Origin of the sequence: Microbacterium horticulturae (assembly GCF_029094505.1) — a bacterium.
Taxonomy (GTDB): Bacteria; Actinomycetota; Actinomycetes; order Actinomycetales; family Microbacteriaceae; genus Microbacterium; species Microbacterium horticulturae.
Genome location: NZ_CP119108.1, coordinates 2,286,268 through 2,310,605, shown reverse-complemented (window position 1 = coordinate 2,310,605; position 24,338 = coordinate 2,286,268). Strand labels below are relative to the sequence as shown.

Here is a 24,338-nt window from a genome sequence, read left to right as displayed (position 1 = left end):
GGTGCTTGCGTCGACGCCCGGCGAGCGACGCGACCGGACACTTCCGTTCCGGAAACGCCGCACCGCAGCATCCCTCGATTGGTCCCCCTTGTCCGCCTCACCCACCCGTGACCCGCTGCCCGTCCCTGCCGACGCCGACGCCCTGCACGAGCGGGTCTGGCCGGGGTCCGCGCATCGCGACGACGACGGCACGCTCGTGCTCGGCGGTGTGACGGCCACCGAGCTCGCACAGACCTACGGCACGCCGTTGTACGTCGTCGACGAGGCCGAGGTGCGCACGCACGCGCAGCGCACCGTCGCGGCCTTTCGTGCGGCGGCCGCACCGCACGGCGTCGCCGTGCGCGTCTATTACGCGGGCAAGGCGTTTCTGTGCACCGAGATCGTGCGGTGGACCGCCGAGGCCGACATGAGCCTCGACGTGTGCAGCGGGGGAGAGCTGGAGGTCGCCCTCGTCGGCGGCGCCGATCCCGCGCGCATCGGGTTCCACGGCAACAACAAGTCGGTGGCCGAGCTCACCCGCGCGGTCGAGGTCGGGGTCGGCACGGTGATCGTCGACAGTCCGATCGAGATCGAGCGGCTTGCCGCGATCGCCGATCGGGCGGGGGCCGTGCAGAACGTGCTGCTGCGCGTCAACAGCGGCGTGCACGCCGAGACCCATGAGTTCCTCGCGACGGCGCACGAAGACCAGAAGTTCGGTTTCGCGATGGATGCCGCGCCCGCTGCGGTCGCGCGCATCCGAGAACTCCGCTCGCTGAGCTTCCAGGGCCTGCACTGCCACATCGGTTCGCAGATCTTCGGCGTCGCCGGCTTCGCAGAGTCCGCGTCGCGTCTGGTCGATCTGCACGCGCAACTGCTCGAAGGCGGCCCCATCCCGCTCCTGAACCTCGGCGGCGGGTTCGGCATCGCCTACACCCCGGCCGACGACCCGACGCCGATCGAAGACCTCGCCGCCGGCATCGTCGACGCCGTGGCGCGCGAGTGCGAGGTGCGCGGCATCCCGATGCCCGATCTGGCCTTCGAACCCGGCCGCGCCATCGTCGGCCAGGCCGGCGTCACGCTGTACGAGGCGGGCACGGTCAAGCCCGTCGAACTCGACGAGGGCCGCCGGCGTCTCTACGTGAGCGTAGACGGCGGCATGAGCGACAACGCCCGCCCCGCGCTGTACGGCGCCGACTATTGCGCGCGCATCGCCTCGCGGGTCTCGGGGGCACCCCCGGCACTGGCGCGGGTGGTCGGCAAGCACTGCGAGTCGGGCGACATCGTCGTCGACCAGGAGTACCTGCCCGCCGACGTCGCGCCCGGCGACCTGCTGGCAGTGCCCGCCACCGGCGCGTACTGCTTCTCGCTGGCGAGCGCCTACAACTACCTGACACGTCCGGCCGTCGTCGCCGTGCGTGACGGAGCCGCCCGCGTCATAGTGCGCGGTCAGACCATCGCCGACCTGCTGCACGCAGACGTCGGCGCAGAAGGGAACGCATGATCGACCACCGTCGCCTGCGCATCGCACTCCTGGGAGCCGGATCCGTCGGATCCCAGGTGGCGCGCCTGCTCCTCGAGAACACCGACGAGCTCGCCGACCGCTCCGGTGCCGCGCTCGAACTGGCCGGAATCGCCGTGCGCGACGTGACCGCACCGCGTGATGTGGACCTGCCCGCCGAGCTGCTCACCACCGACGCCGAGACGCTCATCGTCGGCAGCGACATCGTCATCGAGCTCATCGGCGGCATCGAGCCCGCGCGCGAGTATCTGCTGCAGGCGTTGAACTCGGGGGCCGACGTGGTCACCGGAAACAAGGCGCTGCTGGCCACGCACGGGTCGGAGATCTTCGACGCGGCCGATCAGGTGGGCGCATCGGTGTACTACGAGGCCGCGGTGGCCGGCGCCATCCCGATCATCCGTCCGCTTCGCGATTCCCTCGCCGGAGACCGAGTCGACCGCATCGTCGGAATCGTCAACGGCACCTCGAACTACATCCTCGACCGGATGGACCTCGAAGGTGCCGACATGGCCGAGATCGTCGCCGACGCGCAGCGCCTCGGCTATGCCGAGGCCGACCCGACCGCCGATGTCGAGGGATTCGACGCCGCGCAGAAGGCGGCGATCCTCGCGAGTCTGGCATTTCACACGACCGTCCCGCTCGATGCCGTGCACCGTGAGGGCATCAGTGGCATCACGAAGCAGATGATGGATGCCGCGCGGCACGCCGGCTACGTCATCAAGATGGTCGCGGTATGCGAGCGGCTGACCGGCCGCGGCACGGCATCCGACGGCGAGGCCATCTCGGTACGGGTCTATCCCGCACTCATCCGGCGCGAGCATCCGCTGGCCAGCGTGCACGGTGTCAACAACGCCGTGTTCGTGCAGGCCGAGGCCGCCGGCAATCTCATGTTCTACGGCGCCGGCGCCGGTGGGGTGCAGACCGCATCCGCCGTGCTCGGCGACGTCGTCTCGGCCGCGCGGCGTCACATCGCCGGCGGTGCGGGCGTGGGCGAATCGACCCGGGCCAACCTGCCCACGGTCGACATCGGTCAGGTCGTCACCCGGTACCAGATCACCCTCGAGGTCGACGACCGCCCCGGCGTGCTCGCCCGGGTGGCCGGCCTCCTCTCCGACGGACGTGTCTCGATCGCGACCGTCGAGCAGACACTGGAACACACCGACGAGGGCGCGGCATCGGCCCGCCTGGTCATCGGCACGCACAAAGCTTTGGAGCAGGATCTCAGCGAGACCGTCACGCGGCTCGCCGAGGACGACGTGGTCGAGCGCGTCGTCTCCGTCCTGCGTGTAGAAGGAGACTGAAATGGCACACGTCTGGCGCGGAGTGCTCCGCGAATACGCCGACCGGCTCGGCGTCACCGACACGTCGACCGTCGTGACCCTCGGCGAAGGCGGAACCCCGCTGATCCCCGCTCCCGCGCTGTCGCAGCGCACCGGTGCGGAGGTCTGGGTCAAGTTCGAGGGGATGAACCCGACCGGTTCGTTCAAGGACCGGGGCATGACGGTGGCGCTCTCGCGCGCGGTGGAGAAGGGCGCGAAGGCGGTCATCTGCGCATCGACCGGCAACACCTCGGCGTCGGCCGCCGCCTACGCCGCGCACGCCGGCATCACCGCCGCGGTGCTCGTGCCCGAGGGCAAGATCGCCATGGGCAAGCTCAGCCAGGCCGTTGCGCACGGCGGCACGCTCATCCAGATCCGCGGCAACTTCGACGACTGTCTCGAGATCGCCCGCGAGCTGTCTGACAACTACCCGGTGCACCTGGTCAACTCGGTGAACCCCGACCGCATCGAGGGACAGAAGACCGCCGCCTACGAGATCGTCGAGCAGCTGGGCGATGCGCCCGACTTCCACTTCATCCCGGTCGGCAACGCGGGCAACTACACCGCCTACACGCGCGGCTACCGCGAGGAGGCCGCACGCAGCGCCTCGACCCGCGTGCCCCGCATGTTCGGCTTCCAGGCGGCAGGCTCCGCGCCCATCGTCCGCGGAGAGGTCGTGACCGCGCCCGAGACGGTGGCCACCGCCATCCGCATCGGGAACCCCGCCTCGTGGCACCTTGCGCTGGAGGCTCGGGATGCCACGAACGGCTGGTTCGGTGCCATCGAAGACCCCGCGATCCTGGCGGCGCAGAAGCTGCTGGCCTCCGAGGTCGGCGTGTTCGTCGAGCCGGCGTCGGCCATCAGCGTCGCGGGTCTGCTCGACCGCGCCGAGGCGGGCGTGATCCCGGCCGGCGCCCGCGTCGTGCTCACGGTCACGGGCCACGGTCTGAAGGACCCGCAGTGGGCCCTGCGCAACACCGACGGCACCGAGGTCGCCCCGATCGTCGTGGACGCCGATACCCGTGAGGTCGCCGACGTGCTCGCGCTGACCGGCGCGGAGGCGACCGCGTGAGAACCGCCCCGCCCTCGCCGGCGGCGGTGCCCGGTCGGGCCGTCGCCGTGCGGGTGCCCGCGACCAGCGCCAACCTGGGGCCCGGATTCGACACGCTCGGGCTCGCCCTGAGCCTGTACGACGAGCTCGTCGTCACGGCGCTGGAAGAGGGCGAGGTGCAGGTCGACGTCGAGGGGCCGGGGGCCGATCTCGTGCCCCGCGACGCGTCGAACCTGGTGATCCGGGCCATCGCGTACGCCTTCGAGTCGGTGGGGCGGCGGATGCCCGGGATTGCGCTCACGCAGCGCATCGTCATTCCGCACGGGCGGGGGCTGGGCTCATCCGGCGCCGCCGTGGTCGCGGGCCTCCTGGCCGCCCGCGGCCTGCTGGCCGGTGACGTCGAATTCGGTCCGTCGCTGCTGCTGCGCCTGGCCACCGAACTCGAGGGCCACCCCGACAACGTCGCCCCGGCACTGTTCGGCGGGCTCACGATCGCCTGGATGGATGAGAACGGGCCGCAGTACAAGAAGCTGCTCGTGCATCGCGGCGTCTCGCCGGTGGTGTTCGTCCCCGAGTCGACGATGCCCACGCGCATCTCGCGGGAGCTCACGCCGCTCCAGGTCACCCGCGAGGACGCCGTCTTCAACGTGTCCCGGTCCGCGCTGCTGATCGCGGCGCTGACGCAGAGCCCTGAGCTGCTGCTGGCCGCCACCGACGACAAGCTGCACCAGAACTACCGTGCGCAGGCGATGCCCGACACCGACACCCTGGTGCGCGGCCTGCGTCAGGCAGGGTTCGCCGCCGTCTTGTCGGGGGCTGGGCCCAGCGTTCTCGTCATGGCCGACGGACCCGGCCGTCGCCTCGAGGCGGCCCGTCTCGCGGCATCCCTCACCAACACGCCCTGGGAGTCTCTGATGCTCGCCGTGGACTTCAAGGGTGGTACAGTGAGGGAGTATACGGAGGGTGCTTCGCAGCCTGTGTCGTCCGCGACATAAGGCCGCGAGAATCAAAACCTCCATCGCACTTCTGCGAACCCCCGCATTGCCCCCGACAGCCGGCGTCATCGATCCGGTCAGGTCCTGAGGGCCTGTCCAGGTCGGAGCCCCGGTTTCCGGGTTCATCGGCGCGCGTCGACGACGGCGCCGTGCGGGTCAGCTCCATCCATTCGTTTCACAAGGGAGAACTCGTGGAGTCCATCTCCGAGATCCACACCGACGCCCCCGCCGCGGATCGCACCGTTGCGTCCGACGCGGGCAGCGCCGCAGCTCAGGCACCCACCGCTCCGGCGGCAGACACCGCGTCCGCTGCCGCGGAGGCGGCCCCGGCCACCGCGCCGCGCAAGCGCGCGCCGCGCCGCGCCAAGACCGAGGTCGTGACGCCCGAGTCGTCCGCACCCGAAGCACCGGCCGAAGCACCGGCACCGGCCGCAGCCGACGCTGCGAACAAGAGCGCAGACGCGGCCGAAGAGCCGGCCGCGAAGAAGCCGGCGACCAAGCGCCGTACGCCGGCGAAGAAGAAGGCCGCCGCTGAGGCGCCCGTGTCCGACGCCGCTCCGGCCGAGGCACCTGCCGCCGAGGCGCCCGTGGCAGACGCGACGCTCGCCGCCGACAAGCCCGCGAATGCCGACAAGCCCGCCAAGGGCGGTCGGGGCGCCAAGAAGACGGCCGCGAAGGCCGACGCGCCCGCTGCGGGCGACAAGAACGACGCGACCGATACGCGCGACGGTGACCAGAAGCCCGTCGGCGAGAAGGCCGGCAAGGCCGACAGCACCGACAAGGGTGACGAAGGCGACAAGAAGCAGGCCTCGGGCGAGAGCACCGACGGCGGCCAGAACGACAACGGCCAGAACGAGGGCGGCGAGCAGTCCGGCCGGCGCGGCCGCAACCGCAACCGCAACCGCAACCGCAACGCGAACGGCAGCAGCAACGGAAACGGCACCCAGAACGCCGCGTCCGATGATGACGAGCAGGCCGGCGGCAACAACCGCAACCGCCAGCGCAACAAGCGTCGCGGCGGCCAGCAGAACGACGAGTTCGACACCGAGATCAGCGAGGACGACGTCCTCATCCCGGTCGCCGGCATCCTCGACGTGCTCGACAACTACGCGTTCGTCCGCACGAGTGGCTACCTGCCCGGCGCGACCGACGTCTACGTGTCGCTGGGTCAGGTCAAGAAGTACAACCTGCGCAAGGGCGACGCGATCGTCGGCGCCATCAAGCAGCCGCGCGAGGGTGAGCAGTCGGGCCGCCAGAAGTACCACGCCCTGGTCAAGGTCGACTCGATCAACGGCCTGAGCACGGAGGATGCCGCGACCCGCGTCGAGTTCTCGAACCTGACGCCGCTCTACCCGCAGGAGCGCCTGCGCCTGGAGACCGCGCCCGAGAAGCTCACGCAGCGCATCATCGATCTGGTCGCCCCGATCGGCAAGGGTCAGCGCGGTCTCATCGTCGCACCGCCCAAGGCGGGCAAGACCATCGTGCTGCAGCAGATCGCCAACGCCATTGCGATCAACAACCCCGAGGTGCACCTCATGGTCGTGCTCGTGGACGAGCGGCCCGAAGAGGTCACCGACATGCAGCGCACCGTCAAGGGCGAGGTCATCGCCTCGACCTTCGACCGTCCGGCAGAGGACCACACGACCGTCGCCGAGCTCGCCATCGAGCGCGCGAAGCGCCTCGTCGAGCTGGGCCGTGACGTCGTCGTGCTGCTCGATTCGATCACCCGCCTGGGCCGCGCGTACAACATCTCCGCACCCACGAGCGGCCGTGTGCTGACCGGTGGCGTCGACGCTTCGGCGCTCTACCCGCCCAAGCGGTTCTTCGGCGCGGCGCGCAACATCGAGAACGGCGGATCGCTCACGATCCTGGCGACCGCGCTCGTGGAGACCGGCTCGAAGATGGACGAGGTCATCTTCGAGGAGTTCAAGGGCACCGGCAACAGCGAACTGCGCCTGAGCCGCCAGCTGGCGGACAAGCGCATCTTCCCGGCGGTCGACGTCAACGCGTCCAGCACCCGTCGCGAAGAGATGCTGCTCTCGCCCGACGAGGTGAAGATCACGTGGAAGCTGCGTCGTGCCCTCGCGGGCCTCGACCCGCAGCAGGCGCTCGAGGTCGTGCTCGGCAAGCTCAAGGAGACCGGCTCGAACGTCGAGTTCCTCGTGCAGATGCAGAAGTCGATCCCCGCACCGACCACGAACCACGCCGGCGGCCACAGCCACGGCCACGAGAACAGCATCCGCTGAGCCTGACGTGTCCGAGCCCGCGATGTTCGACTCCGTCAAAGCACTGGTCGAAGAGCACAAGGCCGTCCAGGTCGAGCTCTCCGATCCGGCGGTGCATGCCGATGCGGCGCGCGCCAAGCGTGTGAACCGCCGGTACGCCGAGCTGTCGAAGATCGTGGCCGCGCACGACGCGTGGATCGCGGCATCCGACGATCTCGATGCGGCACGCGAACTCGCGAAGGAAGACGAGGCCTTCGCCGAGGAGGTCCCGGCGCTCGAGGAGCAGCTCGCCGCAGCAGAAGAGAAGCTGCGGCGGCTGCTCATCCCGCGCGATCCCGACGACGCCCGCGACGTCATCATGGAGATCAAGGCGGGGGAGGGCGGTGCCGAGTCGGCGCTGTTCGCCGCCGACCTGCTGCGTATGTACCTTCAGTACGCGGCCTCGCAGGGATGGAAGACCGAACTGCTCGAGCGCAATGAGTCCGATCTGGGCGGCTACAAGGACGTCCAGGTGGCCATCAAGGGGTCGTCGACCGACCCGGCGCAGGGCGTGTGGGCCCACCTGAAGTACGAGGGCGGTGTGCACCGCGTGCAGCGCGTGCCCGCCACCGAGTCGCAGGGACGCATCCACACCTCGACGACCGGCGTGCTGGTCTTTCCCGAAGTGGATGAGCCCGACGAGATCGAGATCAACCCCAACGACCTGAAGATCGACGTCTACCGGTCCTCCGGGCCCGGCGGGCAGTCGGTGAACACGACCGACTCGGCCGTGCGCATCACGCACGTGCCGACCGGCATCGTCGTCTCGATGCAGAACGAGAAGAGCCAGCTGCAGAACCGGGAGGCGGGAATGCGCGTCCTGCGCGCCCGGCTGCTCGCGCGTCAGCAGGAGGAGCTGGCTGCTGCGGCATCCGACGCCCGTCATTCGCAGATTCGCGGGATGGACCGGTCCGAACGGATCCGCACCTACAACTTCCCCGAGAACCGCATCGCCGATCACCGCACCGGATACAAGTCGTACAACCTCGACCAGGTCATGGACGGCGCCCTGGGCCCCGTGATCGAGTCGTGCATCACGGCCGACGAAGAGGCCCGACTGGCCGCCCTCGCCGGCGACGCCTGATCGCCGCCGCGCCGCCGCGCCGCTAGGGTCGGAGCATGATCATGTTCCTGCTGCGCGCGCTCATCTTTCTGCTGTCCGCGGCGCTCGGGCTCGTGGTGGCCGATCTCATCCTGCCCGACTTCACGATCGGGTGGCACGACTGGTGGGGCTTCGTGCTCTGCGTGGTGATCTTCGCGATTCTGCAGAGCGTCCTGGCGCCGTGGATAGCACGCATGGCGAAGCGTTACGCGCCGGCGCTGCTGGGCGGTATCGGCATCGTCTCCACGCTCATCGCGTTGCTCATCGTCGTGCTGCTGCCGATCGGCGGCCTGCGCATCACGGGCGCGCTGGCCTGGGTGCTCGCACCCGTGATCGTCTGGGCCGTGACGGCACTGGCGACACTCCTGCTGCCGATGCTCCTCGTCAAGAAGAAGGTGCGGGCGAGCCGCGCCTAGATGTAGTACTCCGGCGCCGCCAGCAGCGAGCGGGTGTCTTCGCCGGGTACCCGCGGGCGTGGCTTGGCCGGGATGCCGACGAGGATGCTGTCGGCCGGGGCGTCCTTGGTGACGACGGCGTTCGCGCCGATGACCGAGCCCGCGCCGATCGTGATCGCACCCAGCACCTTGGCACCGGCGCCGACGGCGACGCCGTCACCGAGGGTGGGATGCCGCTTGCCGCCCTCCCGCTGACGGCCGCCGAGCGTGACGCCGTGGTAGAGCATGACGTCGTCGCCGACCTCGGCGGTCTCGCCGATCACCACGCCCATCCCGTGGTCGATGAAGAACCGACGCCCGATCGTCGCACCCGGATGGATCTCGATGCCGGTGAGCCACCGGGTCAGCTGTGAGCCGGCGCGTGCGAGCAGCCGCAGCCGGCGGCGCCACAGCGCGTGCCAGACGCGATGAGCCCAGATGGCGTGCAGGCCGGGGTACAGGAGAGCGATCTCGAACGAACCGCGCGCAGCCGGGTCGCGCAGCCGCGCGGCTGCGACATCCTCTCGAATCCGTCCCCAGGTGCCCATCTCAGCCTTCGCGCACGTCCGCGAACAGCGCCGTGGTCAGGTAGCGCTCCCCGGTGTCGGGGATGATGACGACGATCTTCTTGCCGGCGTTCTCGGGACGTGCGGCGACCTGCAGCGCCGCCCACGTGGCGGCTCCCGCCGACATTCCGCAGAGGATGCCTTCCTGGGCAGCGAGCGCGCGCGAGGTGGCCAGGGCGTCGTCGAAACCGACGCCGATGACCTCGTCGTAGATCGAGGTGTCGAGCACAGGCGGCACGAAGTTGGGGCCGATGCCCTGGATCTTGGCGGGGCCCGCGTGGCCCTCGGCCAGCAGCGGCGAGTCGGAGGGCTCGACGGCGATGACCTTCACGTCGGGCTTGCGCTCCTTGAGCACCTGGCCGACGCCGGTGATGGTGCCGCCCGTGCCGACGCCCGCGACGAAGATGTCGACGTCGCCCTCGGTGTCGCGCCAGATCTCCTCGGCGGTCGTGGTGCGGTGGATCTCGGCGTTCGCCGGATTCTCGAACTGCTTCGCGAGGATCGCGCCGGGCGTCTTGGCGACGATCTCTTCAGCGACGGCGATCGCGCCCGTCATGCCCTTGTACGGGTCGGTGAGGACGAGCTCAGCACCCAGGGCGCGCAGCAGATAACGGCGCTCCTTCGACAACGACGCCGGCATCGTGATGATCACCTTGTAGCCGCGCGCGGCACCGACCATCGCGAGCGCGATGCCCGTGTTGCCGCTCGTGGACTCCACGATCGTGCCGCCCGGCTTCAGTTCGCCCGAGGCCTCCGCCGCGTTGACCAGAGCGATGCCCAGGCGGTCCTTCACGCTGGAGCCGGGGTTGAAGAACTCGAGCTTGGCGAGGACCTCGGCGTCCACCCCCTCCGTCACACGGTTCAGCCGCACGAGCGGCGTCTCACCGAACGTCGTGGTGATGTCAGCGTGGATTCCGGGCATGGAGGTGCCTTTCGGGTCGTCGGCGGTTGTGCATTCTGCGGTCGTGCTCAGCCTACGGCCCGCGGGTCGGTGGGCGTCACAAAGCGTCACCGGATGTCACACGTGGTCACCCGTGCCCCGAGGCGCTCTCCTGCGCTCTACCGTCGGAGGACGTCGAAGAGGAGTCCGCACATGCCCCGATCAGTCCGCCCGCGACTCGGTTTCTTCACCCGTGTTCTCGAAGAGGCCACTGCCGCAGACCGCTTCCGCTTCGCCGTCGAGCAGATCGTGGCCGCAGAGCGCGCCGGCTTCGACACCGCGTGGGTCGCCCAGCACCATTTCGACCGGGAGGAGGGCGGACTGCCCTCGCCGTTCGTGCTCCTCGCGTACGCGAGCGCGTACACGGAGCGCATCGTGCTGGGCACCGGGGTCGTCGCGCTTCCGCTGGAAGATCCCGTGCGGGTGGCCGAGGACGCCGCGGTGCTCGCCCGGTTGTCAGGCGGCCGGCTCGAGCTGGGCCTGGGGAGCGGGCAGCCGGATGCCTCCTTCGCCGCGTTCGGGAGGGATGCCGCGACCCGGCGGACGGTCTACGCAGAGCATCTACGCCGCCTGAGCGATGCCCTGGCCGGTCGTCCGCTGACCGCAGAGGGCGCGGCGCTCTACCCGGCCGCGCCCGAGCTCGGCGCCGCGCTGTGGGAGGCCACGTTCTCCCGGGAGGGCGCCGCGCGGATCGGGGCGGTCGGGCACGGGCTGATGCTCTCGCGTACGCAGCCTCGCGAGGCCGGAACGCTCGCCGACGCGCAGTCGCCGATAGTGCGGGCCTACCTGGATGCGCTCCCGCCGCATGTCACGCCGCGGGTGTTCGCATCACGTACGGTCTTCGCGACCGACGACCGCATCACGGCCCGTGCGCTCGCCGAGCGCGCGCTGGAACGCGCGGTGCCGCTGGCCGCGCGCGCCGGCATCGCCGTGCCGGAGGGCGTGTCCACGGCCGAGGCTCTGGCGTTGCTGGACGTGCACGTGGGCACGCCCGCCGACCTCGTGCACGCACTGACCGCCGACTCCGTGCTGGCCGAAGCCACCGACATCGTGTTCCAGGCGCACCCCGTGGATCCACCGCACGAGCTGGTGCTGCGGTCCATCCACCTCATCGCGAACGAGATCGCGCCCGCGCTGGGCTGGCAGCGCAGCAGGTTCGCCGCGGCGTGATCAGTGCGCGGCGTCGTACGCGTCGAGCACGGTGGCCGGTATCCGGCCGCGGTCGGAGACCTGATGTCCGTTGTCGCGCGCCCACGCGCGGACGGCCGCGAGGTCGCGACGTCCCGCGGAGGACTTGCCCGACGAGCGGCGGCGGCCCGAGACCGTGCGGGCGGCCGACACGTAGGGTGCGAACAGCTCGCGCAGTGCGTCGGCGTTGTCGTCGGTCAGATCGATCTCATAGCCGACGCCTCCGAGCGAGAAGAGAACGGTCTGACCCTCGCCGGGTCCGAGGACGGTTCCGTCGATGTCGTCGACGAGCTGATGAACGATTTTTCGAGCCATGAATTCAGCCTATTCGTGCTTTGAGCTTTTCGCTAAGGCAGAATTCCGGCGCGTCGTGCTTTGGCGACCGCAGAATGGCGGGTTGAGGCATCCAATTTCGACATCGCCGAAGCGAGATACGACTTGACGGTCGTCTCTTTCAAGCCCAGTGCCACCCCGATCTGTGCATTCGTCGATCCCAATGCCGCACACGCGAGCACATCTGTTTCCCGTGGAGAGAGCGAGGCATTCATACCGATCTCGAAATCGGCCGGAGAAGCCGGTGCCAGCTTCTCGTGCAATCGCGTGAGCCTTTCCCGTATTCCGGCGTCGCGCACATCGGCCGCGATACGCCGCAATTCGGCATACGTCTCACGAAGCTGTTCGCGCGCCACGGCCGGCATCGCTTCGGCGGCCGGCTCGAGGCGCGCACGGGACAGGCGGCGCTCGACCTCGTCGCGGATGCGCAGCTCGTCGGCCACCGCATCGGCCACGGCCACCGCGGGGCGCGCTGCCACTTCGGCGCCCGGAGCCTGGCCCCAGGAACCGCAGTACAGCACGCCGCGCGGGGTGCCTGCCACCACGATCGGCACAGCGAACAGGGTGGCGATGCCCTCGCCGAGCACCATCCGGTCGTAATCGTGCGTGATGCTCTTGGCCGTGCGGTAGTCCAGAGCCAGCCGTGGTCGCGTCTCGAGCACGGCACGCCCGCCGAGCCCGCGGCCCGACTCGACGATGAGTGTTTCGAGGTGCCGTGTGCGCGCCCCCGACACCGCGCTCACGTGCACGGCGCCATCGCGCAGCATTCCGCCGAACGCGACCGGAAACCGTGTGCGCCGCGTGAGATCCGAGACGGCTCGCGCGATGAGATCAGTATCGGAGTCGGCGGCGGACGCTCTCACGCACGACCTACTTCCGGGGGAGACGAGGGTGGGCGGATTTTTCGTAGCGTCAACCTTACTACGCGCCTGTCACGCGATGATGGGCGTTCGCCGGCCACACCGGAGATACCGATGATGTCGCTGTTCAGAATTCGGAGTGTTCCGAGAATGGAAGAAGAGGCAGCGCAGTTTCTTCTTGCGTCGTCGGTGGCATTCCTGCTCGGGTATTTCGTCTCTGTTCTCCTGTCGTCCTTTCATCGATGTCGCGTCGACACGGGCCGCGGGCGGCCTACTCGCCCGCGGCCCGTTCGTGTTCGAGGAGGTAGCGCTTCACCTCCGCGCGCCCCCCGTAGCCGCCGATCGATCCGTCGGCGCGGACGACCCTGTGCACCGGAACGACGATCGAGAACGGTGTGCGTGCGCAGGCGTTGCCGACGGCGCGGGCCGCCCGCGGGATGCCGGCCGTCACCGCCACCTCGCCGTACCCCGCCGTCTGTGCATAGGGGATGCGGCAGACGGCTTCGAGCGCGTCGCGGGAGAACCCGCGGACCAGGCGCCAGTCGAGCGTGAGGTCGAATGCCGTGCGGCGATGCTCGAAGTACTCGTCGAGTTGGCGGCGTACGTCATCGGCGTCGCTGTCGTCACGGCCCGGCACTGTGTGCAACAGGACGGTGAGGGCCGCGAGCTGTTCGTCGACGTCGCGCTCGCTGCCGTGCAGGACATGCATCGAGACCAGGCCCGCGGCAGTCGTCACCAGGAGGACGTCGCCCACGGGGGAGGGGTGAACGGTGAAGGTGGCTTCGGTCATGTCTCCATCCTGGTCAGGCGCGAGGCCGCGCGGGAGTCGTGGCGGCCGATCGGTGGAGAACTCGTCACGGACCCCCGCCTGTGGAGGAACCGCCGATCACCGCGCGTGTCTCAGGCGCAATAGCGCGAAACTCGGGGCTGGATGCCGCTTGCGCCGGGCCGAGCCGCTTAGGGTGTTCCTGTGTGGCGAGGTGAGGGACGTGCGGTGGTCGGCACGGAAGACGACGTGGCCCCGACACCGGTGACCCCGGGGTCCCTCAGACTCGCGGAACCGGGGGTGACCGTCATGCACGTGGCAGAGCCGGAGCGGGAGCGCATTCGCGCGCAGGCCGCGCGCCTGGGCGGTCGCTCGACATTGGTGCAGTTCAGCGACGGACGCGACCCCCTGATCGAGATCACCAAAGCGCACCCGGGCAGCCTCCCGCAGTTCATCACGGGGCGATCGACGCTGTTGTCCAATCTCTTCCGCGACGAGGTCGCGCTGCGCACCGCGCGGCTGGCCGCCGCCCAGATCGCCTCCAAGAGCGTCGAGCTGCTCACCTCGCGCGGACTGGACGCCGTCCGACTCGCGGTGGGGCTGGCCGCCTGGGAGCTCGGGGACGAGAGCTTCGTCGCGCCGGTCCTGCTGCGCCCGACCGCCATTCGCCGGCACCACACCGACTTCGAGCTCAAGCTGCACGGCACCTTCACGATCAACCCCGAGCTCGTGCGACAGCTGCGCGACCGATTCGGCGTCGAGATCGACGGCACGCAGCTGGCGGCTCTGGCAACCTCGGGCGGCGTGTTCAAGCCGCAGCCGGTCATCGATCACCTGCGGCAGCTCACCGCGCACATCCCGTCGTTCAGCGTGCGCCCCCGACTGGTGATCTCCACGTTCGCCGATGTCGGGGCGCGGCAGGCGCGTGACCTGCGCCGACTCGACCATCCGCTGCTGAACGCCCTCGCCGGGCATGAGGACGACCGCGAGCTGCTGTCGCTGCGCCGGGACGCGCCGCCGGTCACCGACCCCGATGAACGACCCCCGGCATCCGACACCTTCCTGCTGGACGCGGACGCCGAACAGGAGCACGTCCTGGCGCGGATCGTCGACGGGCAGTCCCTCGTCGTGCACACGCTGCCCGGAACGGGCGGCACCCAGACCGTCATCAACGCGCTCGGCGCGCTCATCGACGATGGCAAGAAGGTGCTCGTGGTCAGCGCGCGCCGCTCGACCCTCGAGGGCGTGCGTCATCGTCTGTCGGGCATCGGTCTCGACGGGCTCGCCGCATCGCCGGCGCACCTGCGGCGCGACCTCATCCGCGCGATCGGCCGCAATGAGAAGGCGTCCGCCCCGAAGAACGCCGAGGTCGACGACGCGCTGGTGCGTCTGCGCACCGTGTTGCGCGATTACCGTGGCGCGCTGACCTCGATCCGCCCCGAGCTGGGCGTCTCCGCGCTCGACATCGCGCGGGAGCTGACCGCGCTCGCCGCGGTGAACGAACCGCCGACGACCCGGGCGCGCTTCGATGCGGCGACGCTGCAACGGCTGAAGGACGCACGTCGCACGGCGGCCGACAAGCTCGTCGCGGCGGCACAGCTGGGCGAGTTCCGCTTCGGTCCCGACGATTCGCCGTGGTACGGCGTGACGTTCCCCACGACGGCTGCCGCGCGCGACGCCCACGCGCTGGCACGCACCCTGCATCGTGAAGACGTGCCCGCCCTGCTCGAGCGCGGGTACGAGCTGGTCGCCAAGACCCGAATGCGGCCCTTCCGCACGATCACGGAGCTGGGCACGTACCTGCGACTGCTGCAGGGCGTCCGCGACTCTCTCGACAAGTTCAGTGCGACGGTGTTCGAACGTCCGCTGACCGAGCTCATTCAGGCGCACGCGCCGCGGCGTGATGCGCCGAACCTCAAGGGCGCCGACCGGCGCCGCCTCCGTCGGCTTGCGCGGGAGTACGTGCGTCCCGGCGTGCACGTCACCGACATGCACGACGCGCTCGTGCGCATTCAGCGCCAGCGCAGCGAGTGGGAGTCGTTCGCCGACCAGGCCGTCGCGGGCCCCGAGGTGCCGGTCGGCATCGGAGAGGTCGCGGCACTCTGGGAGCGCACGCAGGTCGGTCTCGAGCGGCTCGACGAGATCCTCGGCCGTAGCGAACCGCTGGCGGCGCAGCCGGTGCAGGCTCTCATCCGGTCGCTCGGCGGACTCGCGGCCGACTCCGCGTACTTCGAGAACCTCGTCGAGCGCGCCACGCTGCGCACAGAGCTGGCTCAGATGGGCCTCGAACCGCTCCTGCTCGAGCTGAGCGTGCGCCACGTGGCCGAGGAACAGGTGCGTGCCGAGCTCGAGTTCGCCTGGTGGCAGTCGGCGCTCGAGCACCTGCTGCGCACCGACCGGGCGCTGCTGGGCGCGAACACGAGCGTGGTCGATCGATTGGAGCGCGACTTCCGGCTCGTCGACGAGGCGCACGTCGCGGCATCCGGTCCGCTTCTGGCCGCACGCCTCGCAGCGCAGTGGCGCATCGGCCTGGTGGACCACGCCGACGAGGCCGAACGCCTCAAGCGTGCGTTGAAGGCCGGTGAGATCACCGCGGCGGGCCTGCTGACCATCGCACCGACGCTGTCAGAGACCCTTGCGCCGGCCTGGATCGCGTCGCCCTACGACGTGTCGCAGATCCCCGACGACCTCGCCTTCGACACCGTGCTGATCGCGGACGCGGGGGCTGCCAACCTCGCCGAGGCGGCGCCGGCCCTGCGGCGGGCGCGCCAGGTGGTGGCCTTCGGCGACCCCGTGACACAGCAGCCGACGCCGTTCCGCGTCGCTGCGGGCCGCGCCCCCGTGGAGCGGGAGGGTGACGACGAGGACGAACCGTTCGACACCGTGAGCGTCTTCGAGCGTCTTGCCGAGCTCGTGCCGGTCGAGACGCTGACGCGCAGCTACCGTGCGGGCGGCGAAGACCTGGCCGAGCTCGTCAACGACGCTTTCTACGGCGGTGAGCTGGTCTCGTTGCCCTGGGCCGGCTCGTACCTCGGACGGGGGAGTCTGACGGTCGACTACGTCGAGGGTGGCATGGGCGTCCCCGACCCGCAGACCGGCGCGGTCGAGAGCCCGGACGCCGAGGTCGCCCGGGTCGTCACGCTCGTGGTCGAGCATGCCGTCAATCGCGGTGGCGAATCGCTCATGGTCGTCACCGCGAGTGCCAAGCACGCCGAGCGGGTTCGTGCGGCGGTGGATGCCGCGTTCGCCGGCCGTGCGGACGTCGCCGATTTCCTCTCCCGAGACACCGCAGAGCCCTTCGCCGTCCTGACCCTGGAGGAGTCTGTCGCCGAGAGCCGCGACCGCGTCGTCTTCTCGCTGGGCTTCGGCTTGACCCGACATGGACGCGTGCTCACCGACTTCGGCGACCTGTCCACCCCGGACGGTGAGCGGCTGCTCACGGTCGGCATGACCCGGGCGCGCCGGTCGATGGTCATCGTGTCGTGCATCCGCCCGTCGGCGTTCGACGAGGGAAGGCTCGAGCACGGGGCATCCACCCTCATGACGGTATTGGGCGGCATCGCCGCGCGTGCCCGCGAGGCACGTCTCGAAGACCTCGCCGACCCGCTCACCCTGGCCCTTGCCCGCGAGCTGCGGCGCCTGGGCGTCTCGGTCGACGTGCACTACCGGGGGCTGCTGCCCCTGGTCGCGCAGTACAACGGCAAGGCCGTGGTCGCCGAGTCCGACCCCGAGGCCGCGTCGGGCTCTCTGCGCGAGGCGCTGCGGCTGCGTCCGCAGGTGCTGCGCCGGCTCGGGTGGCATTATGTGCGCGTGCACTCGTTCGACCTCTACAGCGACCCGGCGGCGGTCGCCATTCGCATCGCCGGAATCCTCGGTGTCGACCCGGAGACACCGCGCGCCGACGCCGAGACCCAGCCCATCGATGTCGACTGACGATCCGCGCGAGCGGCAGCACGTGGTGCACGTGCCGGGTTCACGTCGCGCCCGGCTGACGCCGGCTCCGGGCACACGTGAAGAACCGGTCCCGGCCGACGAGGGAGACCTCGAGGCCGAGACCGGTCCGAATGATGAGAGGATGCGGCGCGAGAAGCCGCCGCACTACTAGCTCTTCTGCTTCTCCAGCAGATCGCGGATCTGCACGAGCAGCTCCTGCTCGCTGGGCAGTGCCTCGGGCTCTTCGGTGACGCCCTCGGCGAGCTTGGCCGCGCGGTGCTCCTTGTAGCGGTTCATCGGGTAGACGAAAACGAAATAGACGACGACGGCGATGGCGAGGAAGCTGATCAGCGCCGTGATCAGGTTGCCGACGGGGAAGACGACATCCCCGTGCAGCCCATGGAGGGTGAAACCGATGTTGCCGTTGTCATCGGCCTTCCAGAACAGCGAGATCAGCGGATTGATGATGCTCTCCACGATCGCCGTGACGACCGCGCTGAAGGCGGCGCCGATGACGACCGCGACGGCAAGGTCGATGACGTTGCCGTGGGCGATGAACTCTCTGAAGCCTTTGATCATGTCGGTCCCCCCGGATGTTCGCCGACGTGCGTCGGTCACGAGCCCGCGGCTGCGGGGGAGGCTTTTGTCTCCGAAGACGATGATGTCGAAGACGGCGCCGAAGCGCCACCCGAATCGCCGGAGGCGGTCGCCTTCCGCGAGTCGGTGCGGTAGAAGCCCGAGCCGTTGAAGGTGACGCCGATCGACCCGTACTGTTTGCGCAGCGCACCGCCGCACTCGGGGCATTCGGTCAGCGCGGCGTCGGCGAACGACTGGACGGCGTCGAAGCGGTGACCGCAGTTCTTGCAGGCATAGGCGTAGGTGGGCATTGTTCTCCGGATTCAGCGTCCCTCGGGCGCGAGGGTGATGGTGCGCGTGGGGGTGACCACGCCGGTGACGGGCTGATCGTGCAGATCGCGCGGGACCTCGTCGAGCAGCTCGGTGTCATAGATGACGGCGTACACCGGCGGGCAGTTCTGGATGGACCCGATGGTCTTGTCGAAGTAGCCGCGACCCCAGCCCAGGCGCATCCCGGTGCGGTCGACGGCCGCCGCCGGGATGATCATGAGGTCGACGTCGTTGACGGCGATGGGGCCGAGCAGTTCGCCGACCGGCTCCGGGATTCCCAGGACGCCCTCGGTGACGTCCGCGTCGGGGTCGGCGACGACCCAGTCGAGCAGGCCGTCGACGCGGGTGATCGGGAGCAGGACCCGGATGCCGCGGGAGGTGGCCGCGTTCAGGAACGGCCGGGTCTCGGGTTCGGCGCGCGCCGACAGGTAGCACGACACAGACCTCGCCCCGAAGTGGTCGACGAGAGCCTCGAGCTGGGCGGCGAGACCGGCTGCGGCATCCCGCCTCGCCGCCTCGGTGAGCAGCTGGCGTCGTTCGCGCAGCTCGGCGCGCAGGGCGCGCTTCGCGTCATCGATCGGGTCGGCCATGCACCGATTCTACGGTCGCTAACATGAGAGCCATGTCACATAAGCCCTTCAAGGCCGTCATCCCTGCAGCGGGTCTGGGTACCCGCTTCCTCCCTGCGACCAAGGCGATGCCGAAGGAGATGCTGCCGGTCGTCGACAAACCCGCTATCCAGTACGTCGTCGAAGAGGCGGTGTCCAGCGGGATCGAGGACGTCCTGATCATCGTCGGACGCAACAAGAACAACATCGCGAACCATTTTGACTCGGTGCCCGAGCTCGAAGACACTCTCAAGCGCAAGGGCGACGACGCCAAGCTTGCGAAGGTGCAGGAGTCCAACGAGCTCGCCGACATCCACATCCTGCGTCAGGGCGAGCCGCGCGGGCTCGGCCACGCGGTCGCGCGTGCGAAGGCGCACGTGGGCGACCACCCCTTCGCGGTGCTGCTGGGCGACGACCTCATCGACGAGCGCGACCCGCTGCTGCCCAAGATGCTCGAGGAGTACGACCGCCGCGGTGCCACGGTCATCGCGCTGATGGAGGTCGACCCGTCGCAGATCCACCTGTACGGCGCGGCCGCGGTCGAGCCGACCGACGAGACCGATGTGGTGCGCGTGACCGGCCTGGTCGAGAAGCCCTCGGCTGAGGACGCCCCCTCGAACCTCGCCGTGATCGGCCGGTACGTGCTCTCACCGGACGTCTTCGAGATCCTCGAGCGCACCGAGCCCGGCAAGGGCGGCGAGATCCAGCTCACCGACGCGCTCCAGGAGCTCGCGGGCGACCCCGATGCCGGCGTGTACGGTGTCGTGTTCCGCGGGCGTCGTTACGACACCGGCGATAAGGTGGACTACATCAAGGCCATCCTTCAGCTGGCCGTCGACCGAGAGGACCTCGGGCCGGAGCTCCGGCCGTGGGTCAAGGGGTTCGCACAGTCGCTGTAAGCGGTCGGGAGGAGCGACATGGACCTCACTGATCCGCAGCGTCATGGGCCGGTGTCGATCCGGCTGATCCGCCAGAAGGACGCGCGCGTGCTGCAGCAGGAGCTGCTCTCGAACCGTGCGTGGCTGCGGCCCTGGGAGGCCACGAGTCCCGACGGCCCGGTCTCGCTCGACATGCGCTTGGGCATCCGCCGGCTGCTGCAGCAGTACCGCGACGGCAGCGGTGTGCCCTTCGTCATGGAGTGGGAGGGCGAGGTGGCCGGGCAGCTCAACGTGTGGGGGATCTCTCGCGGCTCGCTCGCGTCGGCGACGATCGGGTACTGGGTGAGCGAGAGGTTCGCGGGCCGCGACATCACGCCGACCGCCGTGGCGCTCGCGACCGATATCTGCTTTCGCGACCTGCGGCTGCACCGGATGGAGATCTGCATCCGTCCCGAGAACAAGGCGAGCCTGCGGGTCGTCGAGAAGCTCGGATTCCGGTACGAGGGATTGCGCCGTCGCTTCATCCACATCGACGGCGACTGGCGTGATCACTATGCGTTCGCAGTGACCCGCGAGGACGCGCCCGAAGGCGTGCTGGGCCGATGGGTGTCGGGGCACGCGCCGCGCGACGCGGCATCCATCCCTCCCGCCGACCGGTTGCCCGCCTGAGGCCGGCACTATCGCTCATCCGACACGCGCCCGGGTGTCGGGGTACCGGGCGCGGCGTCGCTTACCGTGGTCAACATGGGTGGGCAGGTGTTGGGTGGGGGGATCATCGTCTTGGTGGCGGTGGTGCTGTGGCTGGTGTATCTGTTGCCGAGCTGGTACAGCCGGCATCAGTTCGACGCTGCGCAGCGCAACGCTGTGCGGCTGAATCAGGCGCTTCGGGTGCTGGCCGAGACGAGTGAGACGCCCGACGAAGTGCGGGTGGAGCTGAATGCGCGCACGGCGCTCGCGCAGCAGAAGCTGGCGCGAAAGGCGCAGGCCGAGCGCGAGGTGCTCGCGCGCAGGGCGCAGTCCGAGCGCGATGAGATCGAGCGTCGCACCCTCGCCGAGCGCGAGCAGGCGGAGCTGGCGCGCCGGAAGGTGCAGCTCGAGCAGGCTCGCATCGACCGCGAGCGTGCCGATGCCGAGCGCGTCGCCGCCGAGCAGCGTGCCCGCGCCGAAACCGGTGCTGCCCGGCGTCTTCCCGCGGTGCGCCGCGCGCGTGCGCGCCGTCGTGCCCGGCTGAGTGTGACGGTGACGGGATGCCTCGGCCTCGGCGCCACCGGATGGGGCGTCTTTCTGCTGCTGACGGGCGGCACCGCCGCCCCCGTGTGGATCGGTGGTGCCGTCGTCGTGGTGTGCGCCCTGCTGCTCGCGCAGATGGCCCGGGTCACAGCCCGGTCGGCCCCCCGGCAGCAGCCCGTGGCGGTGCCGACGGCACCGCGCCGCGTCGTGCAGGAACCGCAGGACATCTCCCTGGCCGACGAGCGCGCCTGGCAGCCGCGTGAGCTGCCGCGACCGCTCACCGCCTCGCAGGGATCGCGTGCGGCCGCTGTGCTGGCCGCTGCTGCCGAGCGCGAGCAGCTGCGCCAGGCGGCTCTCGACGAGGCGCTCGTCGAACGCGCGGAGCAGCAGCGCCCGCCCGAGCTCGACAGCGCACGGCTCGCGCGTATGGGCCGTGTCGACGACGCCGAGATAGAGGCCCACGTGCGCGCCCTGCTGGCCAGCCGCGCCAGCTGAGCGACTCAACCGTCGGCGAGCACCTGCTCGCGGGCGAAGCGGCCGAGGGCGGCGAGCTCGGGATGATCGTCGCTGCCGGTGAGCAGCGCTGAGGTGATGCGGGCCGCCCAGGCGCGTGCCCGGGCCCACAGTGCCTCGTCCACCGCGACGTCCGTGCCCGCGGCCGCGGTGTAGCGCGCTATGAAGGCTGCGCGGCCGACCGGCGTGAAGGTCAGCCAGGCGGTCGCCAGATCGGTCGCCGGGTCGCCCGCGGTCACGTCGCCGAAATCGATGAGCGCGCGCAGGCCGGTCGCGTCGGACAGCATGTTGAGCGGATGCGGGTCGCCGTGGACCCACAGCGCGCGGCCGGGATGCCGCGGCGCGGCCGCATCCGCGTCGTACCGTGCGCGCAGCCGGCCGGTCGGATCGGCGCTGTCGATGCGCGCACGGGTGATGTCAGCGCGCTCGGCCAGCGGCTCGCCGCGCACCGGGTTGCGCGGCGCATCCCCATCGGCGGGTGTGTGGAGAGCCGCGAGCGTATCGGCGAGGTCGGCGGCCCAGCGGTCGCGGTCTGCCGACTGCTGACGAAACGCCGGCTCGCCGGGCAGCCAGGGCACGACCGACCACGACCACGGGTAGAACTCCGTGGGTCGCCCCACACGCACGGGCACCGGGACCGCCACCGGCAGCCGCGGGGCGAGTCGCGGCAGCACGAGCTGCTCGTGCTCGACGAGTACGGCGGCCATTTCGCGACGGGGTACTCGCACGGCCAGGTCGTCGCCGAGCCGGGCCATGACGTTGTCCCACCCGTGCGCCGCGATCGAGATCGGATGCCCCGCGAGGTCGGGGTGCTGCGCCACCAGCAGGCGGGCGACGAGCTCGAGCGTCACGTCGACCTCGGCGGCGGGCATGCGGGCCATCAGGCCAGCGGAGCCATGGCGGTGCGCGCGGCGATGACGAAGGCGCGCGCAAGGTCGGCCAGCGGCAGCTCGGGCTCGCCGTGCGATGCCTGCCCGGCGCCCCACGGCACATGGATGAAGCCGGCGCGCCGGGCGGCGTCCACGGCGTTCGCGAAGACGTGGTTGCACACGTAGGTGCCCGCCGACATCGAGAGGGAGGACGGGATGCCGGCCGCGGTGACCGCGCTCGCGATCGCCTTCACCGGCACGGTCGCGAACCATGCAGGCGGACCGCCGGGCACGCTCGGCACGTCGACGGGCTGCATGCCGGCGTTGTCGGGGATGCGGGCGTCGATGAGGTTCACTGCGACCCGCTCGATGCTCACGGTGGCGCGGCCGCCCGCCACCCCCGTCGCGAGCACGACCTCGGGGTCGTGCTCCGCGATCAACGCGCGCAGGCGGACGGCGGCATCGGCGAACGTCACCGGCAGCACGGCGGTCACGAGCTGTTCCGGCCCCTGCCACAGCTCGGCGGCGAGGCGTACGGCATCGCCGGAAGGGTTGACCGGATCGTCGGCGAACGGTTCGAACCCGGTCAGCAGCACCCCGCTCACGCCGGCACCAGATCGATCTGGCCGTTCGCGATGTCGGAGCGCGTGAGGCGCAGCTGCACGGTGGCGCCGGCTGCGGCATCCAGCCCCGGCACGTTCACCGAGACCAGCGGACCGGTCAGCTGCACGCGTGCGCCGTCGCCGCGGTGGCCGAGCACCACGCCGGTGAACACCTTGTTCTCGTACCCGGTGAGCACGGCCGCCTCGACCCGATCGACGGTCGCGTTGTCGAGACGCGCGGCGCGCTGACCGGCCCGGCCCATGAGCTTGGGCAGCTCGTGCAGGCTCTCGCGTGCCCAGGTCGGAACCTCGCGGCCGTTCGCCAGCGCGTCGCACACGACGAGCGACCACCGGTCGACGAGCCGGCGCAGGGGAGCGGTGGTGTGCGCGTACGGGGCGGCGATGGCCGACTGCAGGGTGTCGTCGGGCAGCTGCCCGTCGAACGCGGTGTATCCGGCGCCACGGAACAGGCTCGCCGCGGCGTCCTGCACCGCCAGCGTCGCCGCGTCGTCGCCGTGCAGGCCGCGCAGGTACTCGCCGTAGGTGACGTCTTCGGGCCACGGCAGTCCCAGTGCGACGGTCTGCGCCCGGAAGGCCGCGACGTCGTCGGGGTCGGCGGACGGCATCGTGCGCAGGATGCCGACACCGCCGTCGAGCATGATGCGCGCGGCCGCCATGCCGGTCAGCAGCGAGACGTGCGCGTTCGAATCCTCGACCGGCAGGGTGCGGCGCCGCTCCAGCCGGTATGTGCCGTCGACGGGCGTGACCTCGATCTCGGGTGCGTTAAGGCTCGCGCCTCCGCGTTCGCTCTCGCGCTGCGAACGCTGCTGCCCGAACCACGGCAGGTTCTTCAGAGACTCGGGACCTGATCCGTCATCGATAGCGCGCTGCGCCTGGGTGTACGTCCACTGCCGCCGGGAACGGATCACGGCTCGCCGCAGCGAGGTCGCGACCGGTTCGGCGCGCTCGTCGAGCTCGAACCGCCACACGAAGGCGAGACGGTCCTGCCCCTCCAGCAGCGATGCCGCGCCCTCGCTGAGCACCGGCGGGTGCAGCGGGATGCGCCCGTCCACCGCGTACAGCGTCTCGCCGCGCTCGCGCGCCTCGGCGTCGATCGCGCCGGTCGGGCGCACGAACGCGGGCACATCGGCGATGGCGTAGTGCAGGATGCCGCCGGTCGCCGTCCGCTGCAGGTGCAGCGCCTGGTCGAGATCGCGGGACCCCTCGGGGTCGATCGTGAGGAACTCGATCTCGCGCAGGTCGGGCAGCTCCGGCCCCGGTTCGGCGCGCACGTCGCGGGCGGCCGCATCGGCTTCGGTCAGGACCTCCGGCGCGAAGCCGTCGGGCAGTTCGAGTTCGGCGCGCAGCGCCTTCAGCGAAGCGGCCAGGGCGTCCCCGGCCGCGGCGGACACCAGATGGGGGTGACGACCGGGCACGTGGTCAGTGTACGGGGCGCGCCCGGAACCGCGGCATCCACCCCTCT

General features: G+C 70.4%; 24 protein-coding genes. 13 read left to right on the top strand and 11 right to left on the bottom strand.

The features are described 5' to 3' along the window. The first annotated feature begins 88 nt into the window (after window positions 1–88). The 7 genes from lysA to PU630_RS11125 all read left to right on the top strand — a co-directional run bounded on the left by lysA (window position 89) and on the right by PU630_RS11125 (window position 8,645). Complete coding sequence (lysA, locus tag PU630_RS11155) at window positions 89–1,480, top strand: diaminopimelate decarboxylase (RefSeq protein ID WP_275277141.1); 1,392 nt, start codon at window positions 89–91, stop codon at window positions 1,478–1,480. Next, on the top strand, window positions 1,477–2,799 hold the full coding sequence (locus tag PU630_RS11150; protein WP_275277140.1) for a homoserine dehydrogenase: 1,323 nt from the start codon (window positions 1,477–1,479) through the stop codon (window positions 2,797–2,799). Before lysA ends, PU630_RS11150 begins: the two co-directional genes overlap by 4 nt. Before the next feature lies 1 nt (window position 2,800). Continuing rightward, window positions 2,801–3,889 carry a threonine synthase gene (thrC, locus tag PU630_RS11145; RefSeq protein ID WP_275277139.1) on the top strand — a complete coding sequence of 363 codons (1,089 nt, stop codon included), beginning with the start codon at window positions 2,801–2,803 and terminating at the stop codon, window positions 3,887–3,889. Then, window positions 3,886–4,863, top strand: coding sequence for a homoserine kinase (gene thrB / locus PU630_RS11140; RefSeq protein WP_275277138.1), 978 nt, complete (start codon window positions 3,886–3,888; stop codon window positions 4,861–4,863). Before thrC ends, thrB begins: the two co-directional genes overlap by 4 nt. A gap of 191 nt (window positions 4,864–5,054) precedes the next feature. Beyond that, window positions 5,055–7,109 (top strand): transcription termination factor Rho, encoded by a 2,055-nt coding sequence (gene rho / locus PU630_RS11135; RefSeq protein ID WP_275277137.1) that lies wholly within the window; start codon window positions 5,055–5,057, stop codon window positions 7,107–7,109. A gap of 22 nt (window positions 7,110–7,131) precedes the next feature. After that, on the top strand, window positions 7,132–8,211 hold the full coding sequence (prfA, locus tag PU630_RS11130) for a peptide chain release factor 1 (RefSeq protein WP_275280086.1): 1,080 nt from the start codon (window positions 7,132–7,134) through the stop codon (window positions 8,209–8,211). A gap of 35 nt (window positions 8,212–8,246) precedes the next feature. After that, window positions 8,247–8,645 (top strand): phage holin family protein, encoded by a 399-nt coding sequence (locus PU630_RS11125; RefSeq protein WP_275277136.1) that lies wholly within the window; start codon window positions 8,247–8,249, stop codon window positions 8,643–8,645. Here the strand turns inward: PU630_RS11125 and epsC are convergent. Further along, window positions 8,642–9,211 carry a serine O-acetyltransferase EpsC gene (gene epsC / locus PU630_RS11120; RefSeq protein WP_275277135.1) on the bottom strand — a complete coding sequence of 190 codons (570 nt, stop codon included), beginning with the start codon at window positions 9,209–9,211 and terminating at the stop codon, window positions 8,642–8,644. The genes PU630_RS11125 and epsC overlap by 4 nt on opposite strands. A 1-nt stretch (window position 9,212) precedes the next feature. After that, window positions 9,213–10,151 carry a cysteine synthase A gene (gene cysK / locus PU630_RS11115; protein WP_275277134.1) on the bottom strand — a complete coding sequence of 313 codons (939 nt, stop codon included), beginning with the start codon at window positions 10,149–10,151 and terminating at the stop codon, window positions 9,213–9,215. Between the two features lie 171 nt (window positions 10,152–10,322). On the opposite strand from cysK, the gene PU630_RS11110 reads away from it, so the two are divergent. Next, entirely contained in the window at window positions 10,323–11,339 is a 1,017-nt protein-coding gene (locus PU630_RS11110) for a putative FMN-dependent luciferase-like monooxygenase (RefSeq protein ID WP_275277133.1), read from the top strand. Here PU630_RS11110 and PU630_RS11105 read toward each other — a convergent pair whose 3' ends face one another. From PU630_RS11105 to PU630_RS11095, 3 genes are all read right to left on the bottom strand, one after another. After that, a complete protein-coding gene (locus PU630_RS11105; protein ID WP_275277132.1) occupies window positions 11,340–11,672 on the bottom strand; it encodes a histone-like nucleoid-structuring protein Lsr2 in 333 nt (110 codons plus the stop codon). Window positions 11,673–11,704: 32 nt separating this feature from the next. Then, window positions 11,705–12,352: a helix-turn-helix transcriptional regulator gene (locus tag PU630_RS11100; RefSeq protein ID WP_343075841.1), complete on the bottom strand. Its 648-nt coding sequence runs from the start codon at window positions 12,350–12,352 to the stop codon at window positions 11,705–11,707. 469 nt (window positions 12,353–12,821) lie between these two features. Further along, complete coding sequence (locus PU630_RS11095) at window positions 12,822–13,340, bottom strand: methylated-DNA--[protein]-cysteine S-methyltransferase (protein WP_275277130.1); 519 nt, start codon at window positions 13,338–13,340, stop codon at window positions 12,822–12,824. Between the two features lie 285 nt (window positions 13,341–13,625). Between PU630_RS11095 and PU630_RS11090 the strand changes: the two genes are divergently transcribed. Both PU630_RS11090 and PU630_RS11085 read left to right on the top strand, forming a co-directional pair. Then, window positions 13,626–17,249, top strand: coding sequence for an AAA family ATPase (locus PU630_RS11090; RefSeq protein WP_275280085.1), 3,624 nt, complete (start codon window positions 13,626–13,628; stop codon window positions 17,247–17,249). Further along, a complete protein-coding gene (locus tag PU630_RS11085) occupies window positions 17,239–17,421 on the top strand; it encodes a hypothetical protein (RefSeq protein WP_275277129.1) in 183 nt (60 codons plus the stop codon). The genes PU630_RS11090 and PU630_RS11085 overlap by 11 nt, the downstream gene beginning before the upstream one ends. On the opposite strand, the gene mscL is transcribed toward PU630_RS11085, so the two are convergent. The 3 genes from mscL to PU630_RS11070 are packed head-to-tail and all read right to left on the bottom strand — an operon-like array spanning window position 17,418 to window position 18,745. Then, window positions 17,418–17,828: a large conductance mechanosensitive channel protein MscL gene (gene mscL / locus PU630_RS11080; RefSeq protein ID WP_275277128.1), complete on the bottom strand. Its 411-nt coding sequence runs from the start codon at window positions 17,826–17,828 to the stop codon at window positions 17,418–17,420. The genes PU630_RS11085 and mscL overlap by 4 nt on opposite strands. Before the next feature lie 35 nt (window positions 17,829–17,863). After that, the gene (locus PU630_RS11075) at window positions 17,864–18,136 is read right to left on the bottom strand and encodes an FmdB family zinc ribbon protein (RefSeq protein ID WP_275277127.1); all 273 of its coding nucleotides are present in this window, start codon (window positions 18,134–18,136) and stop codon (window positions 17,864–17,866) included. A 12-nt stretch (window positions 18,137–18,148) separates the two neighbouring features. Beyond that, window positions 18,149–18,745: a 5-formyltetrahydrofolate cyclo-ligase gene (locus PU630_RS11070; RefSeq protein ID WP_275277126.1), complete on the bottom strand. Its 597-nt coding sequence runs from the start codon at window positions 18,743–18,745 to the stop codon at window positions 18,149–18,151. A gap of 32 nt (window positions 18,746–18,777) precedes the next feature. On the opposite strand from PU630_RS11070, the gene galU reads away from it, so the two are divergent. From galU to PU630_RS11055, 3 genes are all read left to right on the top strand, one after another. After that, a complete protein-coding gene (galU, locus tag PU630_RS11065) occupies window positions 18,778–19,662 on the top strand; it encodes a UTP--glucose-1-phosphate uridylyltransferase GalU (protein ID WP_275277125.1) in 885 nt (294 codons plus the stop codon). Between the two features lie 18 nt (window positions 19,663–19,680). After that, on the top strand, window positions 19,681–20,310 hold the full coding sequence (locus PU630_RS11060; protein WP_275277124.1) for a GNAT family N-acetyltransferase: 630 nt from the start codon (window positions 19,681–19,683) through the stop codon (window positions 20,308–20,310). A 75-nt stretch (window positions 20,311–20,385) separates the two neighbouring features. Continuing rightward, the gene (locus PU630_RS11055) at window positions 20,386–21,366 is read left to right on the top strand and encodes a large exoprotein (protein WP_275277123.1); all 981 of its coding nucleotides are present in this window, start codon (window positions 20,386–20,388) and stop codon (window positions 21,364–21,366) included. A 5-nt stretch (window positions 21,367–21,371) separates the two neighbouring features. Here the strand turns inward: PU630_RS11055 and PU630_RS11050 are convergent, their stop codons facing one another. Genes PU630_RS11050 through PU630_RS11040 form a run of 3 tightly spaced genes read right to left on the bottom strand, consistent with a single transcriptional unit; the run spans window position 21,372 to window position 24,291 of the window. Further along, window positions 21,372–22,265 carry a phosphotransferase gene (locus tag PU630_RS11050; protein WP_275277122.1) on the bottom strand — a complete coding sequence of 298 codons (894 nt, stop codon included), beginning with the start codon at window positions 22,263–22,265 and terminating at the stop codon, window positions 21,372–21,374. Continuing rightward, complete coding sequence (locus PU630_RS11045; RefSeq protein WP_275277121.1) at window positions 22,265–22,858, bottom strand: pyroglutamyl-peptidase I; 594 nt, start codon at window positions 22,856–22,858, stop codon at window positions 22,265–22,267. The genes PU630_RS11050 and PU630_RS11045 overlap by 1 nt, the downstream gene beginning before the upstream one ends. Continuing rightward, the gene (locus PU630_RS11040) at window positions 22,855–24,291 is read right to left on the bottom strand and encodes an RNB domain-containing ribonuclease (protein WP_275277120.1); all 1,437 of its coding nucleotides are present in this window, start codon (window positions 24,289–24,291) and stop codon (window positions 22,855–22,857) included. Before PU630_RS11040 ends, PU630_RS11045 begins: the two co-directional genes overlap by 4 nt. Window positions 24,292–24,338 lie beyond the last annotated feature (47 nt).

Coding starts and splice junctions, on each gene's coding strand:
- PU630_RS11150 (WP_275277140.1), top strand. CDS start 1,477: ATGATCGACCACCGTCGCCTGCGCATCGCACTCCTGGGAGCCGGATCC.
- thrC (WP_275277139.1), top strand. CDS start 2,801: ATGGCACACGTCTGGCGCGGAGTGCTCCGCGAATACGCCGACCGGCTC.
- prfA (WP_275280086.1), top strand. CDS start 7,132: ATGTTCGACTCCGTCAAAGCACTGGTCGAAGAGCACAAGGCCGTCCAG.
- PU630_RS11125 (WP_275277136.1), top strand. CDS start 8,247: ATGATCATGTTCCTGCTGCGCGCGCTCATCTTTCTGCTGTCCGCGGCG.
- epsC (WP_275277135.1), bottom strand. CDS start 9,211: ATGGGCACCTGGGGACGGATTCGAGAGGATGTCGCAGCCGCGCGGCTG.
- cysK (WP_275277134.1), bottom strand. CDS start 10,151: ATGCCCGGAATCCACGCTGACATCACCACGACGTTCGGTGAGACGCCG.
- PU630_RS11110 (WP_275277133.1), top strand. CDS start 10,323: ATGCCCCGATCAGTCCGCCCGCGACTCGGTTTCTTCACCCGTGTTCTC.
- PU630_RS11105 (WP_275277132.1), bottom strand. CDS start 11,672: ATGGCTCGAAAAATCGTTCATCAGCTCGTCGACGACATCGACGGAACC.
- PU630_RS11095 (WP_275277130.1), bottom strand. CDS start 13,340: ATGACCGAAGCCACCTTCACCGTTCACCCCTCCCCCGTGGGCGACGTC.
- PU630_RS11090 (WP_275280085.1), top strand. CDS start 13,626: ATGCACGTGGCAGAGCCGGAGCGGGAGCGCATTCGCGCGCAGGCCGCG.
- PU630_RS11085 (WP_275277129.1), top strand. CDS start 17,239: ATGTCGACTGACGATCCGCGCGAGCGGCAGCACGTGGTGCACGTGCCG.
- mscL (WP_275277128.1), bottom strand. CDS start 17,828: ATGATCAAAGGCTTCAGAGAGTTCATCGCCCACGGCAACGTCATCGAC.
- PU630_RS11075 (WP_275277127.1), bottom strand. CDS start 18,136: ATGCCCACCTACGCCTATGCCTGCAAGAACTGCGGTCACCGCTTCGAC.
- PU630_RS11070 (WP_275277126.1), bottom strand. CDS start 18,745: ATGGCCGACCCGATCGATGACGCGAAGCGCGCCCTGCGCGCCGAGCTG.
- galU (WP_275277125.1), top strand. CDS start 18,778: ATGTCACATAAGCCCTTCAAGGCCGTCATCCCTGCAGCGGGTCTGGGT.
- PU630_RS11060 (WP_275277124.1), top strand. CDS start 19,681: ATGGACCTCACTGATCCGCAGCGTCATGGGCCGGTGTCGATCCGGCTG.
- PU630_RS11055 (WP_275277123.1), top strand. CDS start 20,386: ATGGGTGGGCAGGTGTTGGGTGGGGGGATCATCGTCTTGGTGGCGGTG.
- PU630_RS11050 (WP_275277122.1), bottom strand. CDS start 22,265: ATGGCCCGCATGCCCGCCGCCGAGGTCGACGTGACGCTCGAGCTCGTC.